15 protein-coding genes are annotated in these 14,364 nt (G+C 67.5%); 14 read left to right on the top strand and 1 reads right to left on the bottom strand.

Annotated features, from left to right (window positions below; genetic code table 11):
• Positions 1-20 precede the first annotated feature (20 nt).
• From ACVMK0_RS08140 to nagZ, 14 genes are all read left to right on the top strand, one after another.
• Positions 21-497, top strand: coding sequence for a hypothetical protein (locus ACVMK0_RS08140; RefSeq protein ID WP_250961032.1), 477 nt, complete (start codon positions 21-23; stop codon positions 495-497).
• 105 nt (positions 498-602) lie between these two features.
• Positions 603-1,235 (top strand): RNA polymerase sigma factor RpoE, encoded by a 633-nt coding sequence (gene rpoE / locus ACVMK0_RS08135; RefSeq protein WP_045536258.1) that lies wholly within the window; start codon positions 603-605, stop codon positions 1,233-1,235.
• Between the two features lie 33 nt (positions 1,236-1,268).
• A complete protein-coding gene (locus tag ACVMK0_RS08130) occupies positions 1,269-2,165 on the top strand; it encodes a sigma-E factor negative regulatory protein (RefSeq protein WP_476463484.1) in 897 nt (298 codons plus the stop codon).
• Positions 2,166-2,251: 86 nt separating this feature from the next.
• A complete protein-coding gene (locus ACVMK0_RS08125) occupies positions 2,252-3,232 on the top strand; it encodes a MucB/RseB C-terminal domain-containing protein (RefSeq protein WP_171820297.1) in 981 nt (326 codons plus the stop codon).
• A 266-nt stretch (positions 3,233-3,498) separates the two neighbouring features.
• Entirely contained in the window at positions 3,499-4,908 is a 1,410-nt protein-coding gene (locus tag ACVMK0_RS08120) for a Do family serine endopeptidase (RefSeq protein ID WP_476464667.1), read from the top strand.
• An 84-nt stretch (positions 4,909-4,992) separates the two neighbouring features.
• On the top strand, positions 4,993-6,804 hold the full coding sequence (gene lepA / locus ACVMK0_RS08115; protein ID WP_045536248.1) for a translation elongation factor 4: 1,812 nt from the start codon (positions 4,993-4,995) through the stop codon (positions 6,802-6,804).
• Between the two features lie 14 nt (positions 6,805-6,818).
• Complete coding sequence (gene lepB, locus ACVMK0_RS08110; RefSeq protein ID WP_476463483.1) at positions 6,819-7,784, top strand: signal peptidase I; 966 nt, start codon at positions 6,819-6,821, stop codon at positions 7,782-7,784.
• A gap of 57 nt (positions 7,785-7,841) precedes the next feature.
• Positions 7,842-8,186, top strand: a complete 345-nt coding sequence (locus tag ACVMK0_RS08105) for a DUF4845 domain-containing protein (RefSeq protein ID WP_250961035.1) — start codon at positions 7,842-7,844, stop codon at positions 8,184-8,186.
• A complete protein-coding gene (rnc, locus tag ACVMK0_RS08100; protein ID WP_476463482.1) occupies positions 8,186-8,923 on the top strand; it encodes a ribonuclease III in 738 nt (245 codons plus the stop codon). Before ACVMK0_RS08105 ends, rnc begins: the two co-directional genes overlap by 1 nt.
• Positions 8,924-9,087: 164 nt before the next feature.
• The gene (gene era, locus ACVMK0_RS08095; protein ID WP_476464666.1) at positions 9,088-10,074 is read left to right on the top strand and encodes a GTPase Era; all 987 of its coding nucleotides are present in this window, start codon (positions 9,088-9,090) and stop codon (positions 10,072-10,074) included.
• 8 nt (positions 10,075-10,082) lie between these two features.
• Positions 10,083-11,003, top strand: a complete 921-nt coding sequence (recO, locus tag ACVMK0_RS08090; protein ID WP_476464665.1) for a DNA repair protein RecO — start codon at positions 10,083-10,085, stop codon at positions 11,001-11,003.
• A 131-nt stretch (positions 11,004-11,134) separates the two neighbouring features.
• Complete coding sequence (locus tag ACVMK0_RS08085) at positions 11,135-11,965, top strand: pyridoxine 5'-phosphate synthase (RefSeq protein WP_476463481.1); 831 nt, start codon at positions 11,135-11,137, stop codon at positions 11,963-11,965.
• On the top strand, positions 11,962-12,372 hold the full coding sequence (gene acpS, locus ACVMK0_RS08080) for a holo-ACP synthase (protein ID WP_250961039.1): 411 nt from the start codon (positions 11,962-11,964) through the stop codon (positions 12,370-12,372). Before ACVMK0_RS08085 ends, acpS begins: the two co-directional genes overlap by 4 nt.
• Complete coding sequence (nagZ, locus tag ACVMK0_RS08075) at positions 12,354-13,436, top strand: beta-N-acetylhexosaminidase (protein ID WP_476463480.1); 1,083 nt, start codon at positions 12,354-12,356, stop codon at positions 13,434-13,436. Before acpS ends, nagZ begins: the two co-directional genes overlap by 19 nt.
• Before the next feature lie 18 nt (positions 13,437-13,454).
• Here the strand turns inward: nagZ and accD are convergent, their stop codons facing one another.
• Positions 13,455-14,333 (bottom strand): acetyl-CoA carboxylase, carboxyltransferase subunit beta, encoded by an 879-nt coding sequence (gene accD, locus ACVMK0_RS08070; RefSeq protein WP_476463479.1) that lies wholly within the window; start codon positions 14,331-14,333, stop codon positions 13,455-13,457.
• Positions 14,334-14,364 lie beyond the last annotated feature (31 nt).

Here is a 14,364-nt window from a genome sequence, read left to right as displayed (position 1 = left end):
CCTTCATAAGCACCCCCGCCATGCAAGGCCCGCCTGCGGTCTCTTACCCCGTCGGGGCGCCCAAGGCCGAATACGTGGCGCTGGCTGGGCTGGCGCTGGCGTGGGCTGCGGGTTTGTTGCTTTGGCTGACGCTGGCCCCCGCGCACGTGGCGCCACCGGCCTGGTGGGTCAGCTTGGCTGTGGGTGTCGCGCTGCTGGCTTGGTGCCTGTGGCGCTTGCGCCAGCCGGTGCAAGGCGAGCTGGTGTGGGAGCCCGTGCCGCCCGGTGCGCGTAACCGCAGCCCCGGTGCGCGCGGACAGTGGCGCTGGTTTAGCCCCGCGTGGCGGCGTGGCCTCGAGCTGACCGAGTTGCGCTGCGTGCTCGATCTGCAGGGCCTGCTGCTGTTGCATTGGCACAGCGCCAGCGGCCTGCGCGGCTGGGTCTGGCTCGAGCGCAGCCAAAACCCGGGGCAATGGCAGGCACTTCGCGCCGCTGTGCACCATCAGCGCCAACCCTGAGAGGCCGAGTGCTGCACAAACTTACAAATGCGCCAGCGCTTGCGCGCACCTTGGGGCCAAACCAGAGCAGCGATCGGGTATATTGACTCGCCCTCACCGATCACCATGACCGAACTCGAATCCCTCCCCGTTAACGCCGATTTGTTGCTGGTGCAGCGCACGCTGGCCGGGGATCAACGCGCCTACGGTTTGCTGGTGGTCAAATACCAGCGCCGCGTCGAGCGCCTGATCGGGCGCATGGTGCGCGACTCCGACTTGGTGCAGGACATCGCGCAAGAGACCTTTATCCGTGCCTACCGGGCGCTGGGCCAGTTTCGCGGCGAGGCCCAGTTTTACACCTGGCTGTATCGGATCGCGGTCAACACCGCCAAAAAACAGCTCATGGAGCTCAAGCGCGACCCGGTGGTGCTGATGAGTTCGCTGATGCGCAACGAAGACGATGAAACTTCCGCACCAGAACTCGAACTAAATGGGCAAGTAGCCGATGCCGAAACGCCCGAGTCGTTGCTGGCGAGCAAAGAAATCGCCCAAGCCGTGAACGACGCGATGGAGGCGCTGCCCAAAGAATTGGGGCAGGCCATTGCCCTGCGCGAGATCGAAGGCCTCAGCTACGAGGAAATTGCGCAAGCGCTGGACTGCCCCATCGGCACGGTGCGCTCGCGCATTTTCCGCGCCCGCGAAGCCATTTCGGCGCGCATCAAGCCCATGCTGGAGCGCCAGTCGGGCAAGCGCTGGTGAAGCGGCCAACCCTGAATGTGAAAGCGCAGTACCATGCAGACCATGCCCCGCTCCAACGCCCACAAGGCCGAGCACCCCGCCCAAGCCGACGCGCTCAACCCAGCTGGCCCGACGGGCTCTGGCGCCGCAAACGCGGCGGCGCCAGATGCCGACCCAGTAACCGCGCGCGAATGGTTGTCGGTCTTGGTGGACGGCGAGTGCCCGCCCGAGCGCGTGGCCCAGGCCCTCGCCACGCCGGGGCGCCAGCGGCCCGTACTGGGCGCTGAGCGCGGTTCTGATCTCGATACCGCTCTTGATGCCGAGCTCGATGCCGCTCTCGACGCCGACCTGTGTGCCGACTGGTCGCTGCACCACTGGATCGGCGAGGCGCTGCGCGGTGAGCCGGCGCACCCGCCCGCCAGCCCAGACTTTGCCAATGCCGTGTTGGCGCGCCTAGCCGCCGAGCCGGCCCCCGCCTGGAACCCGATTGCGGCGGCGCCCCAGCAGCCCGCAGCACACGTGCAACCCGAAACGAGCCCGCAGCCCCAAGCGCCCATCCAGCCCGAGCAACCCCGCGCGCAGCAACCCGCTGTGCCGCTGCCTACCGCCCAGCACGCCGCCAACGACGCCGTGTTTCGCTGGAAAATGGTGTCCGGATTGGCCTCGGTGGCGGCGGTGGCTGCCCTGTCGTGGTCGTTGCTGCCCGGTGCCGCCACCCCAGACGCCGGCCAGCAATGGGCGCAATCCCCGGCCCCATTGCAGGTGTCTGCCACCGACCCTGCTGCGCAGCCCGCCGATTTGCAGGCTGTGGCCACTGCCCACGGTTTGGTCTGGCGCGACCCGCAGTTCGAGGCCCTGATGGCGGCGCACCGCCACCACGGCAGCCTCAACGCCTTGCACGTGCCGGTGGGCTTCATGCGCAACGCCACCTACGATCGGCCCGCTAATTGATGAACATGCACCGCGTTTTAGATTCAAGGGCGGCAGAATTTTCGCGTCGGACCGTTGCTTTGTGGCTGGCTCTGGGTGCATCTGCGGTGTACGCGCAGAGCGCGGCGCCCACAGCGGCTGCACCCCAAGCCAACGCCCCCGCCAGCAGTGCCAGTCCGGGCAACGCCGCGCAGCAGCAGTCGGTTCTGCACTGGCTCGAGCGCCTGCACATGGCCACGCGCAACCGCTCGTACACGGGCACCTTTGTGTTTTCCAACGGCACCGAAATCGCCTCTTCCAAAATCTGGCACGTGTGCGATGGGCGCCAGCAGCTGGAGCGCATCGAGGCCTTGACTGGTGCGCCGCGCATCACCATGCGGCGCAACGACGAAGTGGCGATTTTTTTCCCGGTCCAAAAGCTGGTGCACAAAGACCGGCGCGACGCCCTGCGCCAGTTCCCCGATTGGCTGCGCCCGACCAACCCGCGCATCGACTCGTTTTACAGCGTGCGCGTGGTCGGCAGCGAGCGCGTAGCGGGGCTGGAGGCCACGGTGGTGGACTTTGTCGCCGCCGACGGGCTGCGCTTTGGCTACCGCGTCTGGTCTGAGCAGCGCACCGGCTTGATGCTCAAAATGCAAACCCGCAGCCCCCAAGGGCGCGTGCTGGAGCAGGTGGCGTTTACCGAGCTGCAGCTCGATGCCCCTGTGCGCCTTGAGCTGTTGGCGCGCCAGTTTGAGCAGACCAACGGCTACCGCATCGTGCATTCGGTGCAACGCCCCAGCACGGCACTCGATCAGCGCTGGCGCATGCGCCACGATGTGCCCGGTTTTCAACCCATGGTATTCAATCTGCGACAGGATCCGAACGCCGCCCCGATTGCCCAGTGGGTTTTTTCGGACGGCTTGGCGTCGGTGTCGCTGTTCATTGAAACCTTCAACCCGCAGCGGCACACGCGCGAGTCGGTGCAGGCTGAAGGCGCCACCCATTCGTTGACGCGCCGTGTGGGCGATCATTGGGTGACTGCGATGGGCGAGGTGCCGCCCGAGACGCTGTTGTTGCACATCCAAGCGCTCGAGCGGCTGCGCTGAGGCTTGAATATCCGCTGTGGCACCCCCATTCTTAGGCGCTGCACCGCGATTTGCCGCATCTGGGGCAAAATGAACCAGCCCTGACCGACGGAGTACCCCCTACCATGAAGATCCTTACCCAAAGCACCCGGCGTTACTTGGCAGCCAGCGCGGCTGCACTCGGTTTGGTGGCCGTGTTGTGGCTGGCGCAGTCACAGACGGTGGAGGCGCAGCCTGGCACGCCCGTTGCCTCCGGCACCTCAAGCGGCCCGCTGCCCTTGGGTGCCATGGCGCAGGCCGTGCCCGCACGCAGCGCAGCTACCGTGGTCCCAGCCAGTGCCCCCCCGGTGGAGGTGCGCGGCCTGCCCGATTTCACGGTGCTGGCCGATCTGGTCGGGCCGGCGGTGGTCAACATCCGCACCGTGGAGCGCGTGCGCCGCGGCGGCTCGCCCGAAGACCAAATGCAGGAGTTCTTTCGCCGCTTTGGCATCCCGCTGCCCCCCGGCATGTCACCGCGCGGCCCCCAAGGCCCGCAAGACGGGCCCGAGATCGAGCGCCCGCGTGGCGTCGGTTCGGGCTTCATCCTCACGCCCGACGGCTTCATCCTCACCAACGCGCACGTGGTCGAGGGCGCCAGCGAGGTCGTGGTGACGCTCAACGACGAGCGCGAATTCACCGCCCGCGTGGTCGGGTCCGACCGGCGCACCGACGTGGCGGTGGTCAAAATCGAGGCCACCCGGCTGCCCACGGTGCGCATCGGCGACGTGACGCGGCTGCGCGTGGGCGAGTGGGTCATGGCCATCGGTTCGCCCTTTGGGCTTGAAAACACCGTCACCGCCGGCATTGTCAGCGCCAAGCAGCGCGAAACAGGCGAGTTCCTGCCCTTCATCCAGACCGACGTGGCCATCAACCCCGGCAACTCGGGCGGGCCCCTGATCAACATGCGTGGCGAGGTGGTGGGCATCAACAGCATGATCTACAGCCGCTCGGGCGGCTTTCAGGGCATCTCCTTTGCCATTCCGATCGACGAAGCGATGGTGGTTGCCGACCAGCTGCGCGCCACCGGCCGCGTCACGCGCGGGCGCATCGGCGTAGCGATCGCCGCCGTGGACCGCGAGACGGCCGAAGCGCTGCGCCTGCAGCGCGCCACCGGGGCCTTGATCCGGGGCGTGGAAAACAACTCGCCGGCGGCTCGCGGTGGTATCGAGCCCGGCGACGTGATTTTGAGTTTCGATGGCAAAGCGGTAGAACGCTCGACCGACCTGCCGCGCATCGTGGCCGGCACCGCGCCCGGCTCCCGGGTGCCGGTGCGGGTGTGGCGCCAAGGGGCCGAGCGCACCCTGACCGTGACCGTGGCGGCCTTTGAGGACGAACGCACCGCCCGCGCCGGCGAGCGCGACGCCGAGCCACCTACAGCCACCCCGGCGGCGCAGCGCCTGGGCCTGAACTTGCGCGAGGCCACGGCGGCCGAGCGGCGCAGCCTGCGCATCGACGGCGGGGTCTGGGTGGCGGCGGCCAGCGGCGCGGCGGCTCGGGCCGGCCTGCAAGCCGAGGACGTGATTTTGGCCGTTGGCAACCGCCCGGTGGCCAGCGTGCGCGAGTTCGAGGCCGCTGCCGCTGCCGTGCCCCAGAACCGCCCCGTGCACGTGCTGGTGCGCCGCGGCGACTGGACCCAATACGCCATCATCCGCCCGTAACGTAAAATGGCGGGTTGACCTGCCCCTTTTGCAGCAGGCCTCGGGCGCGCCAGCCAGTGCGCGCCCGTTTTGTTTGCCCCTTTCATGAAGCACATCCGCAATTTTTCCATCATCGCCCACATCGACCACGGCAAAAGCACGTTGGCCGACCGCTTGATCGCCCGCTGCGGCGGCTTGAGCGACCGCGAAATGAGCGCCCAAGTGCTCGATTCGATGGATTTGGAAAAAGAGCGCGGCATCACCATCAAGGCGCAGACGGCGGCGCTGCAATACACCGCGCGCGACGGCCAAACCTACAACCTGAACCTGATCGACACCCCCGGGCACGTCGATTTCTCTTACGAAGTCAGCCGCTCGCTCAGCGCCTGCGAGGGCGCGCTGCTGGTGGTCGATGCCAGCCAAGGGGTGGAGGCGCAAACGGTGGCCAACTGCTACACCGCGCTCGAGCTCGGCGTGGAGGTGCTGCCGGTGCTCAACAAAATGGACCTGCCGCAGGCCGACCCGGACGCGGCGCGGCAAGAGATCGAGGAGGTGATCGGCATCGACGCCACCGAGGCCATCCCCTGCTCGGCCAAAACCGGCATGGGCATCGACGAGATTTTGGAGCTGGTGGTGGCCAAGGTGCCGCCGCCGCGCGGCCAGCCCGAGGCGGCCTTGCGCGCCATGATCATCGACTCGTGGTTCGACAACTACGTCGGCGTGGTGATGCTGGTGCGGGTGGTCGATGGCCGCCTGAACCGCGGCGACCGCATCAAGCTCATGGCCACGGGCGCAGTCTATAGCAGCGAGAAGCTGGGCGTGTTCACCCCCGCCAACCAGCCGCGCCAGGCGTTGTGTGCCGGCGAGGTGGGTTATGTGATCGCCGGCATCCGCGAGCTCAAGGCGGCCAAGGTGGGCGACACGCTCACCGCCATCAAGAGCAGCAGCGGCGCCAACCTGCAACTGGCCACCGAGCCGCTGCCGGGCTTCAAAGAGGTGCAGCCGCAGGTTTTTGCCGGCCTGTACCCGAGCGAAGCCAGCGAATACGAGGAGCTGCGCGACGCGCTCGAAAAGTTGCAGCTCAACGACGCCGCGCTGCACTACGAGCCCGAAGTCTCGCAGGCGCTGGGTTTTGGTTTCCGCTGCGGTTTTCTGGGCCTGCTGCACATGGAAATCGTGCAAGAGCGGCTCGAGCGCGAATTCGACCAAGACCTGATCACCACCGCGCCCAGCGTGGTCTATCAGGTGCTGCGCGGCGATGGCGAGCTGCTGGAGATCGAAAACCCGGCCAAGATGCCCGAAGTCGGGCGCATCCAGGAAATCCGCGAGCCCATCGTCACCGTGCACCTGTACATGCCGCAAGAGTACGTGGGCGCGGTCATGACGCTGGCGAACCAGAAGCGCGGCGTGCAGCTCAACATGGCTTACCACGGCAAGCAGGTCATGCTCACCTACGAGCTGCCGCTGGGCGAGATTGTGCTCGACTTCTTTGACAAGCTCAAATCGGTCAGCCGCGGCTACGCCAGCATGGACTACGAGTTCAAAGAGTACCGCGCCTCTGACGTGGTCAAGGTGGACATCATGCTCAACGGCGACAAGGTCGATGCGCTGTCGATCATCGTGCACCGCAGCCAGTCGCAGTTTCGCGCGCGCGCGGTGGTGGCCAAGATGCGCGAGATCATCAGCCGCCAGCAGTTCGACGTCGCCATTCAGGCGGCCATCGGGGCCAACATCATCGCCCGCGAAACGGTCAAGGCGCTGCGCAAAAACGTGATCGCCAAATGCTACGGCGGCGACATCTCGCGCAAACGCAAGCTGCTCGAAAAACAAAAAGCGGGCAAAAAACGCATGAAACAGATCGGTTCGGTCGAGGTGCCGCAAGAGGCGTTTCTGGCCATTTTGCAGGTGGACGAATGAGCCGGGAATCGAGCATGGCCGCCCTCACCGGGGTGGTGCTGGCGGCCTTTGGTGGCTACGGGCTGGCCTGGTACCTGGGGCTGGTGCAGGGCAATTTTTCGCTGCTGCTGCTGCTGGCCACGGCGGTGACCGGGGTTTATTGGGTGGCCGAGCGCTGGCATTTTTTGCCCCAGCGCCGCGCCGCCGCGCAGCGCTTCGAGGCCGAACACCAGCGCCGCATGGCCGAGTTTGAGCGGCTGGGAATCAAGGGCGATAACGTCGATGTCGAGGCGGCGCGGCACAAACTCCTGTTGCAGCCGTGGTGGCTGGATTGGACCGCCGGGCTGTTTCCGGTGATTTTGATCGTCTTTTTGCTGCGCTCGTTTTTGTTTGAGCCGTTCAAAATCCCCTCGGGCTCGATGCTGCCCACGCTGCACGTGGGCGATCTGATCTTGGTCAACAAATTCCACTACGGCGTGCGCCTGCCGGTGATCCACACCAAAATCCTGCCCAACAACCCCCCCGCGCGCGGCGACGTGATGGTGTTTCGCTTCCCGCCGCAGCCCAACCTAGACTACATCAAGCGCGTGGTGGCCGTGCCCGGCGACGAAGTGGCCTTCCTCGACAAGCGCCTGTCGATCAACGGCGTCGAGGTGCCGCGCGAGGCGCTGCCGCAGTTCTTCGACCCAGAATCGATGCGCTTCTCGCTGCAATACGCCGAGACCCTGGGCGAGCGCCGCTTTCGCACCCTCAACGATGCTGACCGCCCGGCCTTTATCCCCGCTGTGGGCGATTTTCCGCACCGCGAGCTGTGCCGCTACACCATCGAGGGCGTGACCTGCACCGTGCCGGCAGGGCACTTTTTCGTGCTCGGCGACAACCGCGACAACTCGCTCGATTCGCGCTTCTGGGGCTTTGTGCCCGAGGCCAACATCGTCGGCAAGGCTTTTTTCGTTTGGATGAATTTTGGCGATTTGAGCCGCATCGGGGGCTTTGAGTGAACCCGGCGCGCGGCGATTGATTAAGATGCACCTTTTGCATGGCAATGGAGTCGGCTCATGAAGCGTCAGCAGCGTGGGGTCAGTTTTCTGGGTATCGTCCTGATCGGGGTCGTGGTGGCGGCGCTGGCGGTTCTGACCGCGCGGGTGGTGCCCACGGTGATCGAATTCCAGTCGATTCAGCGCGCCGTGCAGCAAGCCGCGCTTACCGGGCAGACTCCGGCGGAGGTGCGCACGGCCTTTGAGCGCACGCGCACGGTGGGCTATTTCGACGCCGTCACGGGCGCTGATCTGGTCATCACGCGCACCAACGACCGCCTGCTGGTGGAGTTTGCCTACGACGAGGAAATCCACCTGTTTGGGCCGGCTTACCTGGTGCTCAAATACCGGGGAAGCAGCCACTGATGCCCGCCAGCGACACGGGTGCGGAGACCCCAGCGCCCCCGGCTGCCCAAACTGCCCCGGCGGCGCTGCTGGCGCTGCAAGAGCGCATCGGGCACCGCTTCACCGACCCCGCCTTGCTGCTGCGCGCCCTCACGCACCGCAGCTTTGCCGCCGAACACAACGAGCGCCTCGAGCTGCTGGGCGACTCGGTGCTCAGCTTGGCCGTCACCACCTTGCTCTACCAGCACCTAGACAGCCACAACGAGGGCGAGCTGTCGCGCACCCGCGCCAACCTGGTCAAGCAAGACACGCTGCACCGGCTGGCGCTGGCGCTGGGCTTGCCTGAGCTGCTGCGCCTAGGCGAGGGCGAGGCGCGCTCCGGGGGCCGCCAGCGGGCCTCGATTTTGGCCGACGCGCTCGAGGCGCTGCTGGGTGCTGTGTACCTCGACGCCGGCTTTGCCGCTGCCGAGGCGCTGGTCCGCCGCTTGTATGCGGGCATCGACCTGCGTCCGGGCCAAGGCGCGCACGGCAAAGACGCCAAAACCGCCCTGCAAGAGTGGTTGCAGGGGCGCAAAATGCAGCTGCCGCTCTACACCGTGGCGGCGACGCGCGGCCAAGCGCACCTGCAGACCTTCGAGGTGCAGTGCCAGATCAACGAGACCGGCCAGAGCGCGCGCGGCCAGGGCAGCTCGCGCCGCGCCGCCGAGCAGGCCGCTGCCGCGCAGCTGCTGCAACAACTCCAAAACACCAAGCCATGAAACCCAGCAAGCCCCCAGCCCAAACGCCAGATTCAGCCCCAGCCACCACTGGCGAGCCCCAGAGCGCCGCTGAACTCGAGGCCATGCTGGCGCAGGCTTTGGGCAAGCTGCCCAAGGCTGCGGCGGCCCCAGACCCGGCTGCCGCTCTTGCCAATCAACCGCCAATGCCGGGCGGTGTGGCCGCGGAGGGTGTGGCTGGAGCAGCGGCAGAGGGATCGGCAGACGCAGCGCCAGACGCCTTCGCCCCGGCTGCCAGCGCGGGTGTGGAGGCGCCGCGCCGCTGCGGGCTGGTGGCCATCGTCGGGCGGCCCAATGTGGGCAAATCGACGCTGCTCAACGCGCTGGTCGGGCAAAAGGTGAGCATCACCTCGGCCAAGGCGCAGACCACGCGCCACCGCATCACCGGCGTGCTCACGCAAGGGGCGAGCCAGTTCGTGTTCGTCGATACCCCCGGCTTCCAGACCCGGCATGGCAACGCGCTCAACCGCAGCCTCAACAAAACCGTGCTCGGCACCGTGGCCGACGTCGATCTGATCGTGTTCGTGCTCGAGGCCGGGCGCTTTGGGCCCGCCGACGCGCAGGTGCTGGCGCTGCTGCCGCCGCAGGTGCCCACGCTGCTGCTGGCCAACAAGCTCGACGCCGTGGCCAACCGCGCCGACTTGGCGCCGTGGCTGTTGCAGATGCAGCAGCGCCACGCTTTTGCTGAATACGTGCCGATGTCGGCCAAGAGCGCGCGCGACGTGCAGCGCCTGCTGGCGATCGTAGAAAAATACCTGCCGCAGCAAGATTGGCTGCACGAAGCCGACGCCCTGACCGACCGCAGCGAGCGCTTCATGGCGGCCGAAATGGTGCGCGAAAAGCTCTTCAGACTCACCGGCGACGAGCTGCCCTACACCAGCACGGTGCTGATCGACCAGTTCGAGCAAGAGGGCACGCTGCGCCGTATCGCCGCCACCATCGTGGTCGAGCGCGAGGGGCACAAGGGCATGGTGATCGGCGAGGGCGGCGAAAAGCTCAAGCGCATCGGCAGCGAAGCGCGCCAAGAGCTAGAAAAACTCTGGGACTGCAAGGTGTTTTTGCAGCTGTGGGTCAAGGTGCGTTCGGGCTGGGCCGACAACGAGGCCCGCGTACGCTCCTTCGGTTACGAGTGAGCGCCGCCATGGCGCGCGCGGCGGCGGCCAAGGCCAGCCGTGTGCACGAGGAACCGGCCTTTGTGCTGCACCGCCACGACTGGAGCGAGTCGAGCCTGATCCTCGAGGTGTTCAGCCGCCACCACGGCCGCGTGGCGCTGGTGGCCAAGGGCGTGAAGCGCCCGACTTCGCAGTTTCGCTCGGTGCTGCTGGCGCTGTGGCCGCTGCGCCTGAGCTGGGGCGGCGCGACCGAGGTGCGCACCCTCAAGGCCGCACACTGGCCGGGCGGGCAGCTGCTGCCCCCCGGCGAGGCCTTGCTGGCGGGCTACTACCTCAACGAGCTGCTGCTCAAGCTGCTGGCGCGCGAAGACCCGCACCCGGCGCTGTTCGACCACTACGCGCAGGCGCTGGCCCTGCTGGCCGCCGGCGCGCCGCAGGCCGGGGTGCTGCGCGCTTTCGAGCTGCTGCTGCTGGGCGAGCTGGGCTGGTTGCCGGCCTTGGACCACGACAGCGCCAGCCTGCAGCCGCTGCGGCCCGAAGGGCGCTACCTGTTGCAGGCGCAGGGCGGCTTGCGCGAGGTGGCGCCGCCGGATGGCGGGCAGCTCGAGGGGCTGGATGGGGTGGTGGCACAGGAGCGGACGCAGGAGCAGCGGGTGCAAGAGCGGGTGCAGGAGGAGGGCCGTGCTTCCCCCAATGCCCCCGCCGCCAGTGCCGATTCCGCTGCCGCTGCGTGCAGCGCAGACTATTGGCTGGCGCTGCACGCGGCCTTGCAGGCAGAAACGGTGTGGCCGGCGCTGCTGCCGCTGTGCCAGCAAGACCGCAGCGGGGCCTTGCGGCGCCAGTTGCGCGCCGCCTTGCACTACCATAGCGGGGTGCGCGAGTTCCAGACCCGGCGCTGGGTGCAGCAGGTGCAGCGCTTGGCGGGCCACCGGGTAGCGCTGCCCGGATGAGCCCTGCACGATGCCCTGCCCAAACCCCACAGCAAATCTGTATTCAGCCCGTGCGGTGCGGCCCTGGTGCCGTTGAGGGCTTGAGCCGCTGCTCATTTTTTCATTTCTCATTCCTTTTTGCCGATTGCCCCATGCGCCCTGCTGCCAGCCCCACGCCTTGCGCCTTGTCGGTCAACCTGAACAAGGTGGCGCTGCTGCGCAACAGCCGGCACCTAGGCATCCCGAGCGTGCCGCGCGCCGCGCTGGCCTGCCTGCAAGCCGGGGCGCACGGCATCACCGTGCACCCGCGGCCCGACGAGCGCCACATCCGCCGCCACGATGTGTTTGAGCTCGCCGAACTGCTGCAAGCCTGGCCGCAGCGCGAATACAACATCGAGGGCAACCCCTTTCACAACCTGCTCGAGGTGGCGCGCGAGTTGCGCGCGCGCGGCCTGCCGCTGCACCAGCTCACCTTCGTGCCCGACAGCGTGGGCCAGTACACCAGCGACCACGGTTGGAGCCTGCCAGCCGACGCCGAGCGGCTGCGCCCGGTGATCGCGCAGGCGCAGGCGCTGGGCGCGCGCGTGAGCCTGTTCATGGACGCCGAGCCCGAGCAGATGGCGGCCGCCCGCGCCCTCGGGGCCGACCGGGTCGAGCTCTACACCGAGCCCTATGCGGCGGCGCACTCAGCCGCTGACTGCCCGCTCGATGGCAAGGCTAGCACCGCGCTGCAGGCGCAGCTGCAGCGCTACGCCGCCGCCGCCCAAGCCGCCTTGGATGTCGGGCTGGGCGTGAACGCCGGCCACGACCTGAACCGCGCCAACCTGAGCGATTTTTTGCGCCAGGTGCCCGGCGTGCGCGAAGTCTCGATCGGCCACGCCCTGATCGCCGACGCGCTCGAGCTCGGCTACAGCGCCACGGTGTGCGATTACCTGCGCTGCATCGAGGAGGCCGCCGCCAGCCCAGCCACCCCCCGGCCATGATCTACGGCATCGGCACCGACGTCTGCGATATCCGGCGCATCGGCGCTGCGCTGGCACGCCACGGGCCGCGCTTTGCCCAGCGCGTGCTCGGACCGCACGAGCTGGTCATCTGGCAACAGCGCAGCGCGCGCAGTCCCGAGCGCGGCCTGCGCTACTTGGCCACGCGCTTTAGCGCCAAAGAAGCCTTCAGCAAAGCCATCGGCTTGGGGCTGCACCTGCCCATGCGCTGGCGCGATTGCGAAATCTTGAACCTGCCCAGCGGCCAGCCCAGTGTGCAGCTGCAAGGCGCCCTCAACGACTGGTTTGCGGCGCGCGCCCTGCGCGCCCACGTGACTTTAAGCGACGAAACCGACTATGCCACCAGCTTCGTGGTGGTGGAGCACAACCCATGCAACACGCCCCCCTGATCATCGACGTCGCCGGTACCCGGCTCAACAAAACCGAGCGCCAGCGCCTTGCACACCCACTGGTGGGCGGTGTGATTTTGTTTGGCCGCAACTGGGAGAGCCGCGCCCAACTCGCCAAGCTGTGCCGGCAGATCAAAAAAGTGCGCCCCGACTTGTTGATCTGCGTCGATCACGAAGGCGGCCGCGTGCAGCGCTTTCGCAGCGACGGCTTTACGCACCTGCCGCCCATGCGCGCGCTGGGGCAGATGTGGCTGGGTGAGGCGCCGCAGCCAGCCGGCGCCGCCGCGCTCGCCGCCTGCCGCGCCGCCACCGCTTGCGGCTACGTGCTGGCGGCCGAACTGCGTGCCTGCGGCGTCGATCTGAGCTTCACCCCGGTGCTGGACCTCGACCACGGCGGCAGCGCCGTGATCGGCGACCGCGCCTTGGGCGCCGATGCGCGCGTGGTCAGCGTGCTGGCTCAGGCGCTCATGCACGGCCTGCTGCAAGCGGGCATGCGCAACTGCGGCAAGCACTTTCCTGGCCACGGCTATGTGGCAGCCGATTCTCACCACGAGATTCCCGTGGATGAGCGCAGCCTCGAAGCCATCCTGGTGGCCGACGCCGCCCCCTACGGCTGGTTGCAAGCCAGCCTGGACGCCGTCATGCCCGCGCACGTGGTCTATAGCCAGGTGGATGCGCGCCCGGCCGGATTCTCAGCGCGCTGGATCGAGGGCATTTTGCGCCAGCAGCTGGGTTTTGGCGGCGCCGTGTTCAGCGACGACCTGAGCATGGCCGGGGCGCGCCGCCTCGACGGGCGCGAGATCGGCAGCACCGAGGCCGCGCTGGCCGCGCTGCACGCCGGCTGCGACCTGGTGCTGCTGTGCAACCAGAGCGTGGTGGACGACGGCGCGCCGATCGACGAACTCATCGACGGCCTGAGCCGCGCCCAGATCGAAGGCCGCTGGCAGCCCAGCGCCCTGAGCGAGCAGCGCCGCCTCGAGCTGCTGCCCGCTGCGCCCGCGCCGCTGTGGGACGAGCTGATGGTGAGCCCGCGCTACATGCAGGCGCTCAGCCTATTGCCCTGAGCCCTTGTAGCCCCGTATTCAACCCGCCTGCACCGCATCCGCGCTCTGGCGCTGCAGCATGGCCAGCAGGTTGGCTACCGTGGAGCGCAGCTCGCGCCGGTCGCAGATCAGGTCTAGGGCGCCTTTGTTGAGCAAAAACTCGGCGCGCTGAAAGCCCTCGGGCAGCTTGACGCGCACCGTGCTTTCGATCACCCGCGGGCCGGCAAAGCCGATCAGCGCCTTGGGCTCGGCGATCACCACGTCGCCGACAAAGGCGAAGCCGGCGCTGACGCCGCCCATGGTCGGGTCGGTGAGCACGCTGAGGTAGGGCAGGCCCTTTTTGGCCAGCCGCGTCAGGGCGGCGTTGGTCTTGGCCATCTGCATGAGGCTGAGCAGCCCCTCTTGCATGCGCGCGCCGCCGGTGGCGGTAAAGCAGACGAAGGGCACTTTTTGCTCGATCGCCGTCTCGACACCGCGCACGAAGCGCTCGCCCACCACCGAGCCCATCGAGCCGCCCATGAAGTCGAACTCGAAACACGCCGCGACCAGATCTAGCCCCTGCACCGCGCCGCCGATGACGATCAGGGCGTCGGTCTCGCCGGTGGCCTCCAGCGCCTCTTTGAGCCGCTCGGGGTATTTGCGGCTGTCCTTGAACTTGAGCGCATCGACGGGCAGCACCTCTTGCCCGATTTCGTAGCGGCCTTCGGCATCCAAAAAGGCGTTGAGGCGCGCGCGCGCCCCGATGCGGTGGTGGTGCGCGCAGTGCGGGCAGACGTTGAGGTTTTTCTCGAGGTCGCTTTTGTAGAGCACGGCCTCGCAGCTGGGGCACTTGAGCCACAGCCCCTCGGGCATGCTGCGGCGCTCGGCCGGGTCGGCGCGCTTGATTTTGGGCGGGAGCAGTTTTTCGAGCCAGGACATGCGGGTTTTCCTTGCTGATCTGGGGGCTACG

This window comes from Serpentinimonas sp. SSL01, assembly GCF_056323735.1.
This window is presented reverse-complemented; position numbering and strand designations above follow the sequence as displayed.

Bases quoted from the DNA above. Each gene is read 5' to 3' on its own strand.
- ACVMK0_RS08140 (WP_250961032.1), top strand. From the start codon at position 21: ATGCAAGGCCCGCCTGCGGTCTCTTACCCCGTCGGGGCGCCCAAGGCC.
- rpoE (WP_045536258.1), top strand. From the start codon at position 603: ATGACCGAACTCGAATCCCTCCCCGTTAACGCCGATTTGTTGCTGGTG.
- ACVMK0_RS08130 (WP_476463484.1), top strand. From the start codon at position 1,269: ATGCAGACCATGCCCCGCTCCAACGCCCACAAGGCCGAGCACCCCGCC.
- ACVMK0_RS08120 (WP_476464667.1), top strand. From the start codon at position 3,499: ATGGCGCAGGCCGTGCCCGCACGCAGCGCAGCTACCGTGGTCCCAGCC.
- lepA (WP_045536248.1), top strand. From the start codon at position 4,993: ATGAAGCACATCCGCAATTTTTCCATCATCGCCCACATCGACCACGGC.
- lepB (WP_476463483.1), top strand. From the start codon at position 6,819: ATGGCCGCCCTCACCGGGGTGGTGCTGGCGGCCTTTGGTGGCTACGGG.
- ACVMK0_RS08105 (WP_250961035.1), top strand. From the start codon at position 7,842: ATGAAGCGTCAGCAGCGTGGGGTCAGTTTTCTGGGTATCGTCCTGATC.
- rnc (WP_476463482.1), top strand. From the start codon at position 8,186: ATGCCCGCCAGCGACACGGGTGCGGAGACCCCAGCGCCCCCGGCTGCC.
- era (WP_476464666.1), top strand. From the start codon at position 9,088: ATGCCGGGCGGTGTGGCCGCGGAGGGTGTGGCTGGAGCAGCGGCAGAG.
- recO (WP_476464665.1), top strand. From the start codon at position 10,083: ATGGCGCGCGCGGCGGCGGCCAAGGCCAGCCGTGTGCACGAGGAACCG.
- ACVMK0_RS08085 (WP_476463481.1), top strand. From the start codon at position 11,135: ATGCGCCCTGCTGCCAGCCCCACGCCTTGCGCCTTGTCGGTCAACCTG.
- acpS (WP_250961039.1), top strand. From the start codon at position 11,962: ATGATCTACGGCATCGGCACCGACGTCTGCGATATCCGGCGCATCGGC.
- nagZ (WP_476463480.1), top strand. From the start codon at position 12,354: ATGCAACACGCCCCCCTGATCATCGACGTCGCCGGTACCCGGCTCAAC.
- accD (WP_476463479.1), bottom strand. From the start codon at position 14,333: ATGTCCTGGCTCGAAAAACTGCTCCCGCCCAAAATCAAGCGCGCCGAC.